At 53.6% G+C, this 19281-nt stretch carries 16 protein-coding genes; 8 read left to right on the top strand and 8 right to left on the bottom strand.

What is annotated here, in order from left to right; translation table 11 throughout:
• The first annotated feature begins 230 nt into the window (after window positions 1-230).
• Entirely contained in the window at window positions 231-1067 is an 837-nt protein-coding gene (gene tcdA, locus BSP75_RS15620; protein WP_075113795.1) for a tRNA cyclic N6-threonylcarbamoyladenosine(37) synthase TcdA, read from the top strand.
• A 21-nt stretch (window positions 1068-1088) separates the two neighbouring features.
• Here tcdA and BSP75_RS15615 read toward each other — a convergent pair whose 3' ends face one another.
• On the bottom strand, window positions 1089-1523 hold the full coding sequence (locus BSP75_RS15615; protein ID WP_075113794.1) for a SufE family protein: 435 nt from the start codon (window positions 1521-1523) through the stop codon (window positions 1089-1091).
• A gap of 13 nt (window positions 1524-1536) precedes the next feature.
• Window positions 1537-2757 carry a cysteine desulfurase gene (locus tag BSP75_RS15610; RefSeq protein WP_075113793.1) on the bottom strand — a complete coding sequence of 407 codons (1221 nt, stop codon included), beginning with the start codon at window positions 2755-2757 and terminating at the stop codon, window positions 1537-1539.
• Window positions 2758-2938: 181 nt separating this feature from the next.
• Between BSP75_RS15610 and rep the strand changes: the two genes are divergently transcribed.
• Entirely contained in the window at window positions 2939-4951 is a 2013-nt protein-coding gene (gene rep, locus BSP75_RS15605) for a DNA helicase Rep (protein ID WP_075113792.1), read from the top strand.
• A gap of 2 nt (window positions 4952-4953) precedes the next feature.
• Here the strand turns inward: rep and BSP75_RS15600 are convergent, their stop codons facing one another.
• The 5 genes from BSP75_RS15600 to BSP75_RS15580 all read right to left on the bottom strand — a co-directional run bounded on the left by BSP75_RS15600 (window position 4954) and on the right by BSP75_RS15580 (window position 11002).
• Window positions 4954-7230: an EAL domain-containing protein gene (locus BSP75_RS15600; RefSeq protein ID WP_075113791.1), complete on the bottom strand. Its 2277-nt coding sequence runs from the start codon at window positions 7228-7230 to the stop codon at window positions 4954-4956.
• A gap of 84 nt (window positions 7231-7314) precedes the next feature.
• Complete coding sequence (locus BSP75_RS15595) at window positions 7315-7770, bottom strand: c-type cytochrome (protein WP_042658304.1); 456 nt, start codon at window positions 7768-7770, stop codon at window positions 7315-7317.
• Window positions 7771-7967: 197 nt separating this feature from the next.
• Window positions 7968-8996 (bottom strand): L-threonine 3-dehydrogenase, encoded by a 1029-nt coding sequence (gene tdh / locus BSP75_RS15590; protein ID WP_033137598.1) that lies wholly within the window; start codon window positions 8994-8996, stop codon window positions 7968-7970.
• A 55-nt stretch (window positions 8997-9051) separates the two neighbouring features.
• Window positions 9052-10242 (bottom strand): glycine C-acetyltransferase, encoded by a 1191-nt coding sequence (locus BSP75_RS15585; RefSeq protein WP_075113790.1) that lies wholly within the window; start codon window positions 10240-10242, stop codon window positions 9052-9054.
• Between the two features lie 115 nt (window positions 10243-10357).
• A complete protein-coding gene (locus BSP75_RS15580; protein ID WP_075113789.1) occupies window positions 10358-11002 on the bottom strand; it encodes a TetR/AcrR family transcriptional regulator in 645 nt (214 codons plus the stop codon).
• Window positions 11003-11159: 157 nt separating this feature from the next.
• Here BSP75_RS15580 and rfaD point away from each other — a divergent pair, with 157 nt between their 5' ends.
• The 6 genes from rfaD to BSP75_RS15550 all read left to right on the top strand — a co-directional run bounded on the left by rfaD (window position 11160) and on the right by BSP75_RS15550 (window position 18082).
• Entirely contained in the window at window positions 11160-12119 is a 960-nt protein-coding gene (gene rfaD / locus BSP75_RS15575) for an ADP-glyceromanno-heptose 6-epimerase (protein ID WP_075113788.1), read from the top strand.
• A gap of 64 nt (window positions 12120-12183) precedes the next feature.
• A complete protein-coding gene (locus tag BSP75_RS15570; RefSeq protein WP_075113787.1) occupies window positions 12184-13368 on the top strand; it encodes a glycosyltransferase in 1185 nt (394 codons plus the stop codon).
• A complete protein-coding gene (locus BSP75_RS15565; protein WP_075113786.1) occupies window positions 13365-15131 on the top strand; it encodes a polysaccharide deacetylase family protein in 1767 nt (588 codons plus the stop codon). The genes BSP75_RS15570 and BSP75_RS15565 overlap by 4 nt, the downstream gene beginning before the upstream one ends.
• 20 nt (window positions 15132-15151) lie before the next feature.
• Complete coding sequence (locus tag BSP75_RS15560) at window positions 15152-16330, top strand: O-antigen ligase family protein (RefSeq protein ID WP_075113803.1); 1179 nt, start codon at window positions 15152-15154, stop codon at window positions 16328-16330.
• Window positions 16331-16332: 2 nt separating this feature from the next.
• Complete coding sequence (locus BSP75_RS15555) at window positions 16333-16998, top strand: glycosyltransferase family 25 protein (RefSeq protein ID WP_075113785.1); 666 nt, start codon at window positions 16333-16335, stop codon at window positions 16996-16998.
• Between the two features lies 1 nt (window position 16999).
• Window positions 17000-18082, top strand: a complete 1083-nt coding sequence (locus BSP75_RS15550; protein WP_148140736.1) for a glycosyltransferase family 9 protein — start codon at window positions 17000-17002, stop codon at window positions 18080-18082.
• Between the two features lie 27 nt (window positions 18083-18109).
• Here BSP75_RS15550 and BSP75_RS15545 read toward each other — a convergent pair whose 3' ends face one another.
• On the bottom strand, window positions 18110-19171 hold the full coding sequence (locus tag BSP75_RS15545; protein ID WP_075113784.1) for a glycosyltransferase: 1062 nt from the start codon (window positions 19169-19171) through the stop codon (window positions 18110-18112).
• Window positions 19172-19281: the final 110 nt, after the last annotated feature.

Raw genomic sequence — 19281 nt, 5'->3', positions numbered from 1 at the left:
TGGCATTCGCCATGCGAGAGTAGGACACTGCCAGGCACCCAATACAAGAAACCCCGCTCGATGAGCGGGGTTTTTTATTGCCTGCAATTCAGCAAATTGCCTGAATATTGACCTTTTATTCCATCTTCTCTGCCGTTTCCTCTGTTTTTCCTCCCCGATTTTCTCCGGTTACGCCATCGCCGCAGGCCGTGGTTGTCGCTATAATGGCCGCCCTCAAGCAAGGTGGTGGTATGAAAGCAGAATATCTACAGCGATTCGGGGGCATTGCCCGTCTTTATGGTCAGAATGCCCTGCGTTCCTTTAGCCAGGCCAAGGTCTGTGTGGTGGGGATCGGCGGCGTGGGCTCCTGGGCGGCCGAGGCGCTGGCCCGCGCCGGTATCAACCAGATCACCCTGATCGACATGGACGATATCTGCATCACCAACACCAATCGCCAGATCCACGCCATGCTGGGCACGGTCGGTCGCCTCAAAACCGAGGTGATGGCCGAGCGTATTCGCGCCATCAATCCGGATTGCGAAGTGATCGAGGTGGACGATTTCGTTACTGCCGACAACCTGGCCGAGCATATCAAGCGGGAGTTCGACTATGTGGTGGATGCCATAGACTCGGTCAAGGCCAAGGTGGCGCTGATTGCCTTCTGCAAACGCAACAAGATCCCGGTGATCGTGGCAGGTGGTGCTGGCGGACAGATGGACCCGACCCAAATCACCGTGGCCGATCTGGCCAAGACCATTCAGGATCCGTTGGCTGCCAAGGTGCGATCCGACCTGCGCCGGTTGCATAACTTCAGCAAGAATCCGGCGCGCAAGTTCGGGGTGGAGTGTGTCTTCTCAACCGAGCAGCTGAGCTATCCGGATGGTAATGGTGGCACCTGTCAGGCCAAGGCGGCCAGCGATGGCACCATGAAGATGGATTGCGCCTCCGGCTTTGGTGCCGTGACGCCGGTGACGGCAACTTTCGGGCTGGTTGCCGCGTCCCGGGTATTGAAGAAGATTACCGAGCGGGGTGCCCGCGCCGAGAAAGAGGCCGGAAATGAAGAAGCAGGGTCGATTAGCGAAGCGTAATCGACCTCTGCACAAAGCGGGTTAGACAACCCGCTCCCGGATCGCCAGCACGATCGCTCTGAGCCCGTTACCTCGTGACGGGCTCAAGTGTTTCTCAAGCCCCAGTTCGCTGAAATAGCCTTCCATATCAAAAGCCTGGATCGCCGCAGACGATTGGTGGTTGAGCGCGGCCAGCACGATGACGATGAGGCCACGCACGATGCGAGCATCGGAATCACAGGCAAAGTGCCAGCAGCCATCCTCGCTTTTTTCTCCCTTCAGCCAGGCCTGGCTTTCACACCCCTTGAGGCGGAACTCCTCCTGCTGCCATTCGCCGGGTAGTACGGGTAATAGCTTGCCGAGCTGGATGATGAGCCGGTACTGGTTCTCCCAGCCGTGAGCGGCGGCAAACTGCTGGCGGATGCTGTCGGCATTGGGCTCAAGGCCAATCTGGGTATAGCTTGCGAGATCACTCATTCGGTTGTCTGCCTTAGAAGAAGTCACTGAGTTTGTGCAGGGCGGCCAGCAGGGTGTCGACATCATCCCGATTGTTGTAGCAGGCCAGCGAGGCACGCATGGTGCCGCCGATCCCGAGCGATTCCATCAGCGGCATGGCGCAGTGATGGCCGACTCGCAGGGCGATCCCCTGCATATCGAGCAGGGTGGCGGCATCTTGCGGGTGGATGTCCTCGAGCAGGAAGGAGACCGCACCGGCGCGTTGGCCGGGTTCGCCGATCAGACGCAGCCCCGGCACCTGTTGTAGGCCAGCGACCAGATAGTCTGTCAGGCTCTGCTCATGCTGGGCGAGCGATTGCCGATCTTGCGCCATCACAAAGTCGATAGCGGCGGCGAGGCCGATAGCGCCAGCGATATGGGGGGTACCCGCCTCGAACTTGAAGGGCAGGGTATTGAAGGTGGTGCCGCTGAAACTGACTCGATCGATCATCTCGCCACCTGCTTGCCAGGGCGGCATCCGTTCCAATAGCTCGGTGCGACCCCATAACACGCCGATGCCGGTCGGGCCATAGAGCTTGTGGCCGGAGAAGGCGTAGAAGTCGCAACCGATGGCCTGCACATCGACGTCGAGATGAGCCACCGCCTGAGCGCCGTCGATCAGGGTCAGAGCGCCGACTGCCTTGGCCGCTGCCACTATCTCTTTGACTGAATTGACGGTGCCAAGGGCATTGGAGACGTGGGCCACACTTACCAGCCGGGTTCGTGGCCCCAGCATTGCGTGATAGGCGGCCAGATCGAGATCGCCCCGCTCATCGAGCGGGATAACCCGGATCACAGCGCCGATACGCTGGGCGGCCAGTTGCCATGGGACGATATTGGCATGATGCTCCAGCGTGCTGAGGATGATTTCGTCCCCCGCCTTGAGCTCGCTCATCCCCCAGCTCTGAGCTACCAGATTGATCGCCTCCGTGGTGCCGCGAGTCCAGATCACCTCGTGGCTGCGGGGCGCATTGATAAAGCGGGTGACAGTCTCGCGGGCAGCCTCAAAGGCGCGGGTCGCGCGGCCACTCAGGGCGTGGGCGGCACGGTGCACGTTGGCATTGTCGGCCCGATAGTAGTGAGCGATGGCATCCAGTACCGCTTGCGGTTTCTGGGTGGTGGCGGCGTTGTCCAGATAGACCAGAGGGTGGCCGTTTACCTCCTGCGCCAAGGCCGGAAACTGGCTGCGCAGTTGGTCGTGCTGTTGCTGATTCATGCTCCCCTCATCATCTGGAAAAAGTCATCATCTCGAAAGGTCGGCCATGATCCTGAAAATAGCGCCCGAACACAAGGCGCGATAAGCCCGATTGGCGGTTGCCTGCCGTGCAGCAGGTAAGGCTCGTCGGGTGATTTCTGGTACAATGCCGCCCCTCATCATAAGCCAAGAGATCCGGCCCATGAAGCTCAACCCCAATCAGAACGAAGCGGTCAAGTATGTTTCCGGCCCTTGCCTGGTGCTGGCGGGTGCCGGATCGGGCAAGACCCGCGTCATCACCAACAAGATTGCCTATCTGGTGCAGCAGTGCGGCTACAACGCGCGCAACATCGCCGCAGTTACCTTTACCAACAAGGCGGCACGGGAGATGAAGGAGCGGGTTGGCCAGACTTTGGGCCGCAAGGAGGCGCGGGGGCTGATGGTCTCCACCTTCCATACCCTGGGTCTCGATATTATTCGTCGTGAGCACAAGAGCCTGAATCTCAAGGCGAACTTCTCCCTGTTCGATGACACCGATCAGCTGGCGCTGCTCAAGGAGCTCACCGAAGACGAGCTCGACAACGACAAGGACAAGCTCTCGGCCCTTATCAGCCAGATCTCCAACTGGAAGAACGATCTCATCCTGCCTGCCCGCGCCATGCGCATCGCCCGCGGGCCGGAAGAGGTGCTGATGGCCCAGCTCTACGAGCGTTATCACCGCCAGATGGTGGCCTATAACGCGCTGGATTTTGACGACCTCATCGTGATGCCGACCCTGTTGCTCAAGAGCAATCAGGAGGTGCGTGAGCGCTGGCAGAACAAGATCCGCTACCTGCTGGTCGATGAGTATCAGGACACCAACACCAGCCAGTACGAGCTGGTGAAGCAGATTGTCGGCGAACGGGCCCGCTTTACCGTGGTGGGGGATGATGACCAGTCCATCTACTCCTGGCGCGGCGCCAAACCGCAGAATCTGGTGTTGCTGAACGAAGATTTCCCCGGCCTCAAGTTGATCAAGCTGGAGCAGAACTACCGCTCCAAGCGGCGTATCCTCAAGTGCGCCAACATCCTGATCGCCAACAATCCCCACGTCTATGACAAGGCGCTCTTCTCCGAGCTGGATGAGGGGGTGAAGCTCAAGGTGCTGTTCGCCAAGAACGAGGAGCACGAAGCGGAGCGGATCGCCGCCGAGATGATGGGCCACAAGTTTATGAACCGTACCCGGTTCAAGGATTACGCCATCCTCTATCGGGGCAACCATCAGTCGCGCATCTTCGAGAAGGCGCTGATGACCAACCGCATTCCCTATCGTATCTCCGGCGGTACCTCGTTTTTCTCCCGCACCGAGATCAAGGACATCATGGCCTACCTCAAGCTGCTGGTGAACCCGGACGAGGACACCGCGTTCCTGCGGGTGGTCAACCTGCCGCGTCGCGAGATTGGCCCCACCACCCTCGAAAAACTTGGCCAATATGCCAACCAGCGCGGCAAGAGCCTGTTTGCTGCCAGCTTCGAACTGGGGCTGGAACAGCACCTCTCCGGCCGTGGCTTGGTGGCCCTACAGGCATTCACCAACTGGCTGGTTCGTCTTGGCGATCAGGCGCAGCGCGGCAATCCGGTGGAGGCGGTGCGGGATATGATCAAGGAGATCCATTACGAAGAGTGGCTCTACGAGACCTCCCCCAGCCCGAAGGCGGCCGAGATGCGGATGCAGAACGTCTCTACCCTCTATCGCTGGATCACCGAGATGCTGGAAGGAGATGAGCTGGAGGAGTCGATGACGCTGGCTCAGGTGGTCACTCGCCTCACCCTGCGCGACATGATGGAGCGCAACGAGGGGGAGGACGATGCCGATCAGGTGCAGTTGATGACGCTGCATGCCTCCAAGGGGCTGGAGTTCCCCTATGTCTACATGGTGGGCATGGAGGAGGGCTTGCTGCCCCACCAGACCAGCATCGATGAAGACAACGTGGAGGAGGAGCGGCGTCTCGCCTACGTGGGCATCACCCGGGCCCAGACCGAGCTGACCTTTACCCTCTGCAAGGAGCGGCGCCAGTTTGGTGAGTCGGTACGGCCCGAGCCGAGCCGCTTCCTGCTGGAGCTGCCGCAGGATGATCTGGAGTGGGAAAACCAGAGGAAGGTGACCGCCGAGGAGCGCCAGCAGAAGGCGCAGGTCGGTGTTGCCAACCTGCGGGCGTTGTTCAAGAAGGATTAACGTTACGGATTGGCCGGGGTAAGCAGCGGCACTATGTCAGCTCCCGGCATCGGCGGAGAGATATAGCGCCCTTGCCCCATCTGGCAGCCGATATCGATTAGCTTCTGCAACTGCAGCTGGTTCTCGATCCCCTCCACTATCAGAGTGTAATCGAGATCCTGACAGATATCCCGCATGGCGCGGATCAGCGCCAAATCTTTGGGTGATTGCAGCATCCGCTGGGTAAAGCTGTCATCCACCTTGATGTAATCCACCGGGAAGTGGAACAGGGCGTTGAGGGAGGAGAAGCCGGTGCCGAAATCATCGAGGCTGATCTGGATACCCTTGGATCTCAGGTCATGCAGTGATGCCAGCGCATCGGAATCTTGCCGCGACAGCTCCCGTTCGTTGAATTCAAAAATCAGATAGCCGGGGGCGACCCCTTCCTCTTCGATGATCCCCATCAGCCGCATGATGTGGTCATGGTTGACCAGATGCTTGCCCGACAGATTGATGGCGACCTTGAACTTGCTCTGCCCCGAGATCGGCAGCCAGTTCTTCAGCTGTTGGCAGGTGTGGCGCAGGATCTGGTAATCCAGCTCCAGAATCAGGCCGCACTGCTCTGCCAGCGGAATAAAGTCGAACGCATCCTTGAGAATGCCCTCCTCGGTCAGCCAGCGCGCCATCACCTCCAGTCCGGTCAGGCGACTATCCTGCAGCCGGATCACCGGTTGGAAGTAGGGGACGATACGCCCTTCCCGCAAGGCTCTGGCCAGCATCTCTTCAGGCGAGTTCCAGTTCTGGTTGATGCAATCTTCCGAGTAGCTGACGATACGACTGCGGCCATTGCGTTTGGCCTGATACATGGCCAGATCGGCCTGATGGAGCAGCTGGCTGATATCGGTGGTCTGCTCCGAGACGCTCGATACCCCAAGGCTAACGGTAATGCTCAGCTCGTTGCCGAGCAGCCGGAACGGGTAGGAGAGGCGGCTGATAATGCGGTTGAGCACCGGGCTGATGTCATCATCGCTCTTGCTGCTGTCCAGATAGATGACAAACTCGTCGCCGCCTAGTCTGGCCACCAGATCATTTTGCCGGATGCAGGTTTGCAGGCGGCGGCTCACCTCTTTGAGCAGTTGATCCCCCGCGCTGTGGCCCAGGGTGTCGTTGATCTGCTTGAAGTGATCCACATCGATGAAGATCACCGCAAATCCCGGCGATTTGTAGCGGTTGTAGTGAGTCATGGCGTGGTTGAGGTGGTTCATCAACAGGGCTCGGTTGGGCAATTGAGTCAGCGGGTCGTGGAGCGCATCGAATTGCAACCGCCGCTCCAGCTCCTGATGCTGCTTGAGCTGCTTTTGCAGCCTGAGGTTGGTCTGACGCAGCTGTTGCAGCCGCTGGTTGATGGAGTCCTCGGTGTTGATGTCGTTGAGCTGCTGGCGGATCCGTCTCAGCTCCAGCAGCAGGGTTAGCTGGCCGCGCAGGAAGTCGAGGAACAGCTTGTCGTCAGTTTCCAGCGGCTGGGTCGTGCTGATGATGAAGTGGGCGAAGTACTGTTGCTGCAGCCGCAGCGGCATGCTGTGCCAGTAGCGAGACTCCCTGTTCACCTCGATATTGCTGGTGCTGTGGCACAACCCGCTGATGAACTCGTCCCCCTGATGAGGATTGGCGGGGTAGATCTTTTCCAGCTTCTGGCTGGTTAGCCTGACCAGCAGCATGTCCTCGATGGCGAGCATTTGGCGCAGTACCGCCTCCAGCTGGGAAAACAGCGCCTGACCCGGCAGGGTATTGGCCAGCCGCATGATGCGGCTGATGCTCTCGATTTTCTTTTTCCAGTTCGGGTCTTTGCGGATCAGCGGCGAAGGCAGCTCGGTGAGATGGGAGCCCGCCTGGGTTTCGGTTAGCCGCTTGGCCAGACACTCCAGCAGCAGGCGCAGGGTCGGCAGATCGGTGGGTGTGCCACGAGCCAGCAGCCACTGTACCTGACCATGCTCGATGGGAAAGACGCACCACCCTTCGGCCTCATCCAGCTGGGTGAGCTGATCGGTGATGCGGGACTGCTCCCGCCCCAGTTGCTGCTTGAAGATGTCGCTTATCTTGTAGGCGTAAAGCCAGTTCAGGCCGGTATCAGCGAGGCCCAGCATGCCGAAGTGTTGCAGCGGGCAGAGTTGGTCAATCTGCCGGATCAGGGCATCGTAATCGTCAGACGTGGCAGATTGTGGCGCCGGGAAGTCCATAATGGCAGAGATCAACGCCAACAGAGGAGTTGAGTAGTGGGGTTCGATAGCTTGGGGCGACATGAGCAACTCCCGATATGTCTACCTTACAAGAGTAGTCGGAAGCCGAGAGATTGAAAGGGCCGCAATTGCGGCCCTTTCAAATACTTACAGCTTGTCGATCATGTAGTGAATGGCGTTTTCTATCTCTTCATCACTACAGCTCGCACACGTGCCGCGCGGAGGCATCATGCCGGACTTGCCGGTGAAGCCTTCAATGGCATGTTTCTTGAGAGTATCAATACCCTGGGCGATGCGAGGCTCCCAGGCTGCCTTGTCACCCCGTTTGGGGGCACCGGCAGCACCGGTATCATGACAGGCAAAGCAGGCGCCCTTGAACACCGTCTCGCCATCGCGGGGGCCGGAAGAGGCGGTCGCAGCCGGTGCGGCACCCGCGCCGGCAATACCTTCCAGATCCTTGGCGGTATAGACCTGACCGATTGGTTTGATCCGCTCGGCAATGGCTTCCGGTGACATATCATCGGCAGCAAGTACTGCCCCAGACAAGCTGGCGGCCGTCATCCCGACAGCCAGCAAATAGCTCAGTTTTTTCAACACGCTCATATACTCCCAGCAGTCTTTTATTATCCATGTAAACGACGGGATTATAACCGAATAGTTACAGCCATTTAAACGCTTGTGTGTGAAGTGTTAAACACTCTGCGTACAAAGTTTTGGGCGATATCACGGCAATTCGAGTGGTGGAGATAAAAAGAAACCCGGCATTCGCCGGGTTTCGGGTAACCAAGGGGTGAAATGGGTTATTTGTCCCAGCTCAGGATCACCTTGCCGGAGTGGCCGGAGCGCATCGCATCGAACCCCTGCTGGAATTCGTCGATGTGGAATCTGTGGGTAATGATGGGGGAGAGATCCAGCCCGGACTGGATCAGGCTGGCCATCTTGTACCAGGTCTCGAACATCTCGCGGCCATAGATCCCTTTGATAAACAGCCCCTTGAAGATCACCTTGTTCCAGTCGATGGCCATGGTGGAGGGGGGGATGCCGAGCATGGCGATCTTGCCGCCGTGGTTCATCTTGTCGAGCATCTCCTGGAAGGCGCTCGGGACGCCGGACATCTCCAGCCCCACATCGAACCCTTCGGTCATGCCCAGCTCGCTCATCACGTCGGCCAGCTTCTCTTTGCTGACGTTGACCGCGCGGGTGGCGCCCATCTTGCGGGCCAGCTCCAGCCGGTACTCGTTGACGTCGGTGATCACCACGTGGCGCGCACCCACGTGACGGCAGACGGCGGCTGCCATGATGCCGATAGGGCCTGCCCCGGTGATGAGCACATCCTCACCCACCAGATCGAAGGAGAGGGCAGTGTGCACCGCATTGCCGAACGGGTCAAAGATGGCGGCCAGCTCGTCCGGGATGTTGTCCGGCAGTTTGAAGGCGTTGAACGCGGGGATCACCAGATACTCGGCAAAGGCGCCCGGACGGTTGACGCCAACGCCAATGGTGTTGCGGCACAGATGAGTGCGCCCGGCGCGGCAGTTGCGGCAGTGACCGCAGGTGATGTGCCCTTCGCCGGAGACCCGATCGCCGATGGCGAAGCCGCGCACCTCCTGACCGATGGCGACTACTTCCCCGACATATTCGTGGCCGACCACCATGGGTACCGGAATGGTCTTCTGGGACCACTCGTCCCAGTTGTAGATATGGATATCGGTGCCGCAAATGGCGGTTTTGCGGATCTTGATCAGCAGGTCGTTGTGGCCGAGCTCGGGGGCCGGCACATCCGTCATCCAGATGCCGACCTCTTTGTGCAGTTTGGAGAGTGCTTTCATGACTGTTCCTTCAATATGAATGCAGAAAAAAGGGGCTGCAGCCCCTTGATTCAAATCAGATAACGCCGAGTTCACGGCCGATGCGGATAAAGGCGTCAATGGCCTTGTCCAGCTGCTCGCGGGTGTGGGCGGCAGACATCTGGGTGCGAATGCGCGCCTGACCCTTGGGCACTACAGGGAAGGAGAAACCCACCACATAGATGCCGGCAGCCAGCATGCGGCTCGCCATTTCGGAGGCCAGCTTGGCATCTCCCAGCATCACCGGAATGATGGCGTGGTCGGCGCCAGCCAGAGTGAAGCCAGCGGCGCTCATCCGCTCGCGAAAGTATTGGCTGTTCTCTTTCAGGCTGGCGCGCAGGTCGTGACCTTCCGCCAGCATGTCGATCACCTTGATGGTGGCAGCGACGATGGAGGGGGCCAGCGAGTTGGAGAAGAGGTACGGGCGGGAGCGCTGACGCAGCCAGTCGATCACCTCTTTCTTGCCGGAGGTATAGCCACCGGACGCGCCGCCGAGCGCCTTGCCCAGGGTGCCGGTGATGATGTCGACCCGATCCAGCACGCCACAATATTCGTGGGTACCGCGGCCGTTTTCACCGATAAAGCCGACGGCGTGGGAGTCATCCACCATCACCAGTGCATCGTATTTGTCCGCCAGATCGCAGATGGATTTGAGGTCGGCGATGACGCCATCCATGGAGAAGACGCCGTCGGTGGCGATCAGTTTGAAGCGGGCGCCATCGGCATCCGCCAGTTTCAGCTGGGCTTCCAGCTTGGCCATGTCGTTGTTGGCGTAGCGATAGCGTTTGGCCTTGCACAGCCGCACGCCGTCGATGATGGAGGCGTGGTTGAGGGCATCGGAGATGATGGCATCTTCGGCGCCGAACAGGGTCTCGAACAGGCCGCCGTTGGCATCGAAGCAGGAGGAGTAGAGGATGGTGTCCTCGGTGCCGAGGAAGGCGGACATCTTCTGCTCCAGCGCTTTGTGCTGGTCCTGGGTGCCGCAGATAAAGCGTACCGAGGCCATGCCGAAGCCGTGGCTGTCGAGCCCCTGATGGGCGGCGGCGATCAGATCCGGGTGGTTGGCCAGCCCCAGATAGTTGTTGGCACAGAAGTTCAGTACCTGCTCACCGCCGACGGCGATGCTGGCCTGCTGGGCGGAGGTGATGATGCGCTCCTGCTTGTACAACCCTTCAGCTTGCACCTGGTTCAGTTGCTCGGTCAGGTGACGATAGAATCCGTTAGACATCCTCGATCCTTATTGGCTATTTCAGCTGCGTATCAACAGAGGGCAACATTTTACTGCAATCTGTTGCGGTAAATTCAAATGATTGTGCTGATATTCAACAAATGTGAAACAGATCTCACCCAACTGGTTGGGCCAGCTGGCGGTAGTGTTGCTCCAGCAGCTGGATCTGTCCGGCCACCTGGGGTTGCACATAGGGGCGCAGCAGGAACAGCACCTTCAATACCCCCTGATAGAGCAGAGGTTTGGTGATGCGGGTGTTGGGAGCCTGGGCGATCTGGAACGGGATCCAGCAGGTCACCACCATCTTGATGGTCTGGCCCAGATCCGGCAGGTCTTCATCGCTGACATCGATGATGCCCCCTTCACGCAGGCTCCTGAGCAGCGCGACCACGGAGGAGCGCATCTGCTCCTGTGCCTTGAGGTATTTCTGTTGCAGCGGTTCGTCGCGGCTGAGGATGTCCGGCAGGTTGGCGTAGAAGAAGCGGAACTGCCACATCAGATAGAAGATGGCATCCAGATAGCCCATCAGATCTTGCAGGGTGATTTCGCGGTTGCGGGTCGGGACGAAGCTCTCGCTCAGGTGGCGGGCATACTGGTCGAAGATGGAGTGGATGATGTCTTCTTTATTGCGGAAGTGGTAGTAGAGGTTGCCCGGGCTGATGCCCATATGCGCCGCAATATGGTTGGTGGTGATGTTGCGTTCACCCTGATCGTTGAACAGCTCGGTCGCGCTGTGAATGATCCTGTCTCTGGTTTTCATCACTCATTCCTCCAACAGGTTCCGCTCGGGGCATTTTGAACAAGGTCGAATCCCCGGGCGGCCCGTGATAAACTTTTCGGCAATTTCAAATTGGCTCACTATACACAGCTTTAACAAGCAGTCACATGTAGCCATCAACGTACGAGAGGCAAACTCCATGATCGTAGTAACTGGCGGTGCTGGCTTTATCGGCAGCAATCTGGTCAAGCAGCTGAACGCTCAAGGACGGACCGATATCGTGGTCATCGATGACCTGACCGACGGCACCAAGTTCGTCAACCTGGTCGATCTGACCATTGCTGACTACATGGACAAAGACGAGTTCCAGGCACGGATCGTCTCCGGTGACGAGTTTGAAGAGTGGGACAACGGCATCGAGGTGATCTTCCACGAAGGCGCCTGCTCTGCCACCACCGAGTGGAACGGCAAGTTCATCATGGAGGTCAACTACGAGTACTCCAAGGATCTGTTCCACTACTGCATCGAGCGTGAAATTCCGTTTATTTACGCCTCCTCTGCCGCGACCTACGGTGGCCGTAACGACAACTTCATCGAAGATCCCAAGTTTGAACAGCCGCTCAACGTCTACGGCTACTCCAAGCAGCTGTTTGACCAGTACGTGCGCCGCTGGATCCCCGAGATCAACTCTCAGGTTGTCGGCCTGAAGTACTTCAACGTCTACGGCCCGCGCGAGCAGCACAAAGGCTCCATGGCTTCCGTTGCCTTCCACCTCAATACTCAGGTTAAGAAGGGCGAGAATCCCAAGCTGTTCGAAGGTTGCGACGGCTTCCCGAACGGTGGTCAGATGCGTGACTTCATCTATATCGACGATGTCTGCAAGGTAAACCTCTGGTTCTGGCAGAACCCGCAGCACTCCGGCATCTTCAACTGCGGTACCGGCCGTGCCGAGCCGTTCCAGAACGTGGCCGAAGCGGTGATCAAGCATCATCAGAAGGGCGCCATCGAGTACATTCCCTTCCCGGATCATCTCAAGGGCCGCTACCAGAGCTTCACCCAGGCTGACATGACCAAGCTGCGCAGCGTGGGTTATGACGCCGAGTTCAAAACCGTTGCCGAAGGGGTCGCGGATTACATGGCCTGGCTCAACCGGGCCTGATTATTCGCTTTTGCGGAATGGCCGCCAATCAGGCGGCTTTTTCGTTATTTTCTATGTGGTTAGCATGAAGAAAAAAGTTTTATTTATAATGGAAACATTGGGCGGAGGAGGCGCCGAAAAGGTCCTTATTGAAACGCTTAAGCGTTTGGATTTTGGTAAATACGCCGTTACTCTGCTGTTGTTGAGATGTGAGGGTGTATATTTATCTCAAGTTCCCAAAAATGTAACAGTAAAATTTCTGTTGCCGGCCGAACCATCGGGATTGTTTCAGCGCAGAATTTTATTCTCTATTAAGAAGCGTTGGTGGAATCTTGTTCTAAATGCCAAATGGTTGGCAAATGTCGTATTTAGTGAACAATATGATGTTGGTATCGCATTTTTGGAAGGGAATAGCTCGCTGTTGTTATCTCATCTGAACTCTGTTGTTCGAAAGATTGCGTGGATTCATATAGATCTTCTGTGCCATCAGATTCTTCCCAGAAAAGTTGAGCGCGCCGTTTATAAAAAAATGGACAACATTGTATGTGTCTCTAAAGGTGCACAGCATGCATTGTTGAAATTGTATCCTGAAGTGAAACCATATACTCAAGTGGTTTATAACCCCGTAGATATCGAAGGTATAATGCGGAAAAGTCATGAGCCTATTACGAGTGAAGAGCAAATAAAAGTTATTGCTATCGGACGGCTGTGCAATGCCCAAAAAGGATTCGATATTTTACTTGCTGCTCATAAGATAAATATTGATGCAGGGGTTAAATATCACCTTACTATTTTGGGGGAAGGTGATGATAGAGCATGGCTAGAGTCATTCGTCAATATTAATAATATTGGTGATAGTACGAGACTACTTGGATTCAAGGAAAATCCATATCCATATCTTGCGGATAGCGATCTATTCGTTATGTCCTCACACTATGAGGGTTATCCGGTTGTACTCGTAGAGGCGATGGCGTTGGGGAAGGCTATTGTGTCAACAAATTGTACAGGACCTAGTGAAGCGCTCGATGGCGGAAAATATGGTGTTCTCGTTCCTGTCGGGGATGCAAATGCGCTTGCACTTGCAATACGTCAAATGATTGAAAATAAAAAAATGCTATCAAAATATAGTTCCTTATCGAAGGACCGAGCCAAGATTTTCAATCTCCGGGAGAGTATGAGGCAGATCGAACAATTATTAGATGGGGAGAGCAAACGTCCTTCCAGCTGCATTATTTATTCGAGTCTTGCCAATGGAGGGCGTGTAGGATGAATATATTGATGGCACTCTCCCAGCTCGAAGTCACGGGCGCCGAGGTCTATGCCACCACGGTCGGTAACGAACTGACCCGGCGTGGTCACAACGTTTTTTACGTTTCAGACACCCTGACCAAACCGACCCTTGGCCCCGTCTTCACGCTGAGATTCAACAAGCGCAGCATTCTGCGCCGCTTCTGGCACGTCTTTTACCTCATCTATATCATCAAGAAGCACCATATCCAGTTGGTGCATGCTCACTCCCGCGCCTCCGGCTGGAGCAGCTATGTCGCCTGCAAGCTGACCGGTACCCCGATGATCACCACGGTTCATGGTCGCCAGCCGGTGCATGCTTCTCGCAAAGCGTTCCATGCCCTTGGCTATCGAGCGGTTGCTGTTTGTGAGGATATTGCCCATCAGATTGTCGACAATCTGGGGGTCGATCCGGCGATCGTGCAGGTGCTGCGCAACGGTATCGAAACTGACAAATTCCAGCCTGTGCCTGCGCCGGACACCCCAAAACCGGTGATTGCCATTATCGGGCGTCTGAGCGGCCCCAAAGGGGAGCTCTGTTACCGTTTGCTCGATGAAGTGCTCGACCTAGATGCCTGTCGGGTGCGGATTGTCAGCGGTACCAAGGTGCCGGAGCGCTTTGCCCGTTTCGAAGGGGGCGCCGAGTTTGTTGGCTATGTCGATGATGTGCCTGCTCTGCTGGCGGGTAGCGATTTGGTGATCGGCGCCGGTCGGGTGGCGATGGAAGCGCTGCTGTGCGGTCGTCCGGCGTTTGCCATCGGCGAGGCCAAGGCCATCGGGCTGGTAACCGAACAGAATCTGGATGAGGCGCTGGCCAGCAACTTTGGTGATATCGGTCCCAAAGATTTGGCTATCGATTTCGTGGCTCTGAAGGGAGAGATCGAATCCGCCTTGGCCAGCAAGACGGTGCCGAAAGCCATTCGCCAACGCATTCAGGATGAATATGGCTTGCAGGGTGTCGTCTCCGGGCTGGAGTCCATCTATCAGGATGCGGTGGTGGAAACCCTGCGCCGCGAGATGCCGGTCATCATGTACCACCGCTTTATCGAGCAGGATAGCGAGAAAGGGGTGCACGGCACCTGGATGCCGATCGCCATGTTCGAGAAGCATCTGCGTCTGATGAAGTGGCTCGGCTATGAAACCCTGACGTTCCGTGATCTGGCGGACAAAGGCTTTATCCACCGTCTGCAATACGGCAAGAAGTACCTGATGATCACCTCCGATGACGGCTATCAGGACAACCTGACCCGCATGCTGCCGCTGCTGGAAAAATATGGTTACAAAGCTGTGGTGTACGTGGTCACCGGTGAAGGCTATAACCGTTGGGATGTGGAGCATCCGACCAATCCGGATACCAAGGTTTCGCTAATGAGTGGTGAACAGGTCAAGGCGCTGGCCGCCAGCGGCCATGTAGAAATTGGTGGTCATACCCTGACCCATCCCCGATTGAGTCAGCTCACTGCCGAGCAACAAGCCCATGAAATTCAGGAGAATAAACGCCAACTGGAGGCCCTGCTTGGCCATCCGCTGCTCTCGTTTGCCTACCCTTACGGAGATATGAACGACAGTGCCAAGGAGCAGGCTATTGCCGCCGGGTATCGTTTTGCCGTCGCGACCAACAGCGGCCCCAAAGCAATGCACCAGGACCCTTTCCAGATCCGCCGGATTGCCATTTTTCCCCGCACAGATGTGTTTGGATTGTGGCGCAAGATCCGCGGGAATTATGTGTTCAGGAAATCAAATTGATATCAAAAAGTGTCATAAGCATGGAGCGATTTGCTCTTCTGATCTTTTCATTCACCCTGATTTTTGCATTCAGCGGAATGTTTTTCTTTACTGATGGAAAAACATATCTATCTAACCTCATTGTCGTGGCATCCATAATTGGCATGATTTCTTTTTACATCCATCGTTATCCGGTGGGGTTTAAAAATAGTTATATAATATGGATTTTATTATCCTATGCCATTTATCTATTTATAAATAGACAAGTTCATGGTGACCAATATGGCATTATGCGTGCCATAATTTATGTCATATGTTTCACATTTTTGATGCCACGACATGTCTTTTTATTAAAGTCTGGTTGTTATGGTGTTATTCTTGGTGGATTTGGCTTGGGGGCCATTAGTATATGGCAGTATAGTCATGGAGTAGCTAGAGTAGAGGGTTTCACAAACGCGATAATTTTTTCTCAAGCAGCTATGACATTGGCAATTCTCAATTTTTGGTTTTCAACTTATTTCTCAGAAAATCGCCTTGAAAAAGGACTTTATATCATTTCGGCACTATTTTCGCTGTGTGCACTATATCTTTCACAAAGTCGCGGTGTTTGGCTGGCATTCATAGTTGTGATTACCTGGCTGTTACTTGTTAAAATAACAAAAAAACCATTGAAATACATTTCAATTACGCTAGGGTTGTTGTTGGCATTCGGAATGCTATGTTTGAACAGCAGTATAGTGAAAAATAGAATTGATGCTGGTTTTTCTGATGTTGTAAACATGGGGAATGGAAATTACAGCACATCTCTTGGGCTCAGGGCTGTAGCATGGAAAAGTGCTTGGTTAGGCTTTATCGAGTCACCATTAATCGGCGTGGGCACCGATGGTTTTGATGCGTTAAAGCAAGTGCAAGTGAAGCAAGGTCTTGTGCCACAAGCGTTGCTAAACCCCGAACTTGCGCATGCACACAATCAGTATTTACAGACTTTAGTTATTCGGGGTGGTATAGGATTCATTTTCTTACTGGGTATACTTATATTGCCGGCAATATTTTTTGCGAAAGAAATGGGGTTTGTATCTGCTGGCGTCTTTATCCCTATATCATTCGCTGTCGGAGCAATTTTTGATGTGCCTTTTGAACACCAAAGCATGATGTATTTATACTCATTAAGTCTGATTTTTATTTTATTTTGTCATGAACTCAAGCAGGATTTATTATAGCTATGATACCCGTATTTATTATAAGTTTGACACGTAGTGCTGACAGACGGGCCATGGTAGAGCGCCAGATGTCTCATTTGGGGATTGGCTTTGAGTTTTTCGACGCTGTAGATGGTAAGTCATTACCATCAGATCGCTTGGCAAAAGTGGATTTCAATTTGGCAAGAGAGACTTGCGGTCATGATCTTAGCTTGGGTGAGGTCGGTTGTGCCATGAGTCATATCAATATATATGAAGTGATGGTGGAGAGAAATATCCCACGCTGTGTAATTTTAGAAGATGATATATACGTTCACATGCATTTCAAAGCTATCGTCAACGAGGTCATTAATAAAAATAGCTCTGACATTGTATTCTTGCATCATGGCAAGGCGAAACACTTCCCAATATACTCGTCTTTGCCAGAGGGGTATCGTTTAGCAAAATATTTAACACCTAGTAGAAACTCACAAAGAGGAATTATATCTACAGGTGGATATATTCTTACATTGGCTGGCGCTCACAAACTGCTGAAAATAGCTTATCCAATCAGAATGCCAGCTGATTACCTCACTGGGCGGCTGCAGTGGAATAAATTGAGTGCCGCAGGTGTGGAGCCGTGCTGTCTGGATGTTGGACTATTCCAATCGACGATTGATGACAGAAATTATGGTCAGCATATAGAGTGAGATGGAGGTGATTGCTGTGATTAAAACCTTTCAATTCTGGAGGGACGTCCTTCGCCGCAAGCTGGGTATTTTACTTTTTGATCGTCATTCATCAGTGAGATCGCCATCACATGGTGCCACTGTTTTTGTTAGGTGGGATGCTAAGCTTGGTGATGCAATCGTCTCTTCCTGGGTAGCAAGGGAGATTAAAAATAAATTTCCTGAGCGGAAAGTCTATGTCATTACCAGCTCTGAAATGGCGCCATTGTTTAGAGACTTTTTTAACTTTGATTGCGTCTTTGAAATACCCAAGAGGGCTGGCTATATGGAGCTCAAAAAATTAGCCAATGAAATCGGGGATGTAGATTATCTTGTGCATTTTAGCCAAAAGATGAAGATGAAAGACCTTTATTTCATCTCCAAAGTTGGGAGCAAAAATGTAGCAGGACTCGATGATGAGCTTGACTGTATTAATATCAAGTTGGGCCAAAAAACAGCAGGGATGCACTTCGCTAAGAAATTTAAAGTGCTGTTGGAGTATATGGAGATTGCTAACCCTGATACCAGTTATATAGTGCCTTCATGTCAGGGGGCTGAAGATAGGGTTGGCTCTTGGTGGCCAAGTAATAAAACGTTGTGTTTCAATCCATATGGCAGTGGGACATCCCGTTGTTTCAGTGTTGAGAAAACCATAGCGTTAATTAACACGATGCTTGATTCATCAAATTACAACATTTGTCTCTTGTATCCACCTGGGCGTGAGAGGGACATTGAACGAGTTTTATCTCATGTTTGTGACCCAACCAGGGTTATTAGTGATCATGAAAAACCATCTCTGGCTGCGCTCTTTGCACAGACAAGGCATTGTGCCGGTATGGTGTCTGTGGATACTGCAACAGTGCATATTGCAACAGGTTTGAATAAACCTGTTCTTGGTATTTACAATGATAATTTCGGGATGCCAGAAAATGTGGAGTGGCATCCAAATAATCCTCACTCAAGTGTTATCTACGCAGAAACCAGGTCTGCACAACAAGACGTAAACTTTATAAACGTTGCTGAGTTTAAAACAGTATTTAATAAGTGGGTGGCTGATTATCTATAGAGAGTTGGGGTTTTCCCCAACACTCTCTCATAAAGATATAAACTGTTCGGTCACACTTTCACTAGAAAATGGTTGATAACAGTTTGAATCAATGGAAATTCTTATTCGATCAACACTTGTAATTGCCATGGCCAGTCCACTGATATCTTCTATCGGGATTAGAAATTTATCGAGTAGTTTCGTCAATATCTCTGCCGGCCCAGACGGGCAATCTACGCTGATCACCGGGGTATGGCAGATAAGTGCTTCAATAAGCACTGTTGGCAGTCCTTCAGCATCGGATGTCAGGATGAGCGCCTGAGCTGCTTTGATATAGGGGTAGGGGTTCTTCTGAAAGTCGATAATCTTCACCTGGCTGGCAAGCTTCATCTCCTCGATCATGGCTTCAATGTGAGGGCGTCGCTCCCCTTTGCCCATCAGAACGAGTGGCGTAGCAACGCCGCTTAGCTGATATGCCTGCAAGAGACGATCGTGGCGTTTTCGCTCTTCAAAGGTGCCGACATGGATAAAATACTTGTCGAATGGCTTGCTGAAAGGCTCATCAGCCAACGCCTGAATTTTCTGGATATCAAACGGATTGTAGATAACCTGACACGATTTGGGGGTGGCTTTTACATTGTGCAAAATGTCGTCCGCGATGCCACGAGAAACGCAGATCAGTTTCTTGCCATTATAGAAGCATTTGAATTTTTCATATCCTTTGGTGTTGTCTTTAGCAAAACCGGTGACATTGCCGTGGATCCAGTAATAAATATTGAGTGTTTCTGGCAGGTGTCTGGTAATTTTGTCACATGAGCATGAGATAATTACGTCAGGCGAGATCTCTTTGATTTTTTTGAGGATCAGCGACGCTTGTATTTTTTCAATCGCAATATTGGATATGGCTTTGGTCAGTTTTGTGACAATGCCAAGATCAATCGGATGAATATTGTCGGGCAACGTATGATCTATTTTTTTCCGCAAGGTAAACAAGGTTACATCGGCACCGGCATCTTTTAGCAATGATGCGGTATTGAGCAGAACCTTTTCTGCACCACCACCATACAAGTCTTCAACAATGAATAAAAACTTTTTAACAGGTGGGGTCATAACTGCTCCGCAGGTCTCATAACTGACTGGTAAATCTACTAAAAATGTGAATCGTAAACGAGCAAAATCAGGTGGCAACTGTTAAAGTCGTTAGCAATTTTTTCAATAGG

Source organism: Aeromonas sp. YN13HZO-058 (genome assembly GCF_001921245.1).
GTDB lineage: Bacteria > Pseudomonadota > Gammaproteobacteria > Enterobacterales > Aeromonadaceae > Aeromonas > Aeromonas allosaccharophila.
This window is presented reverse-complemented; position numbering and strand designations above follow the sequence as displayed.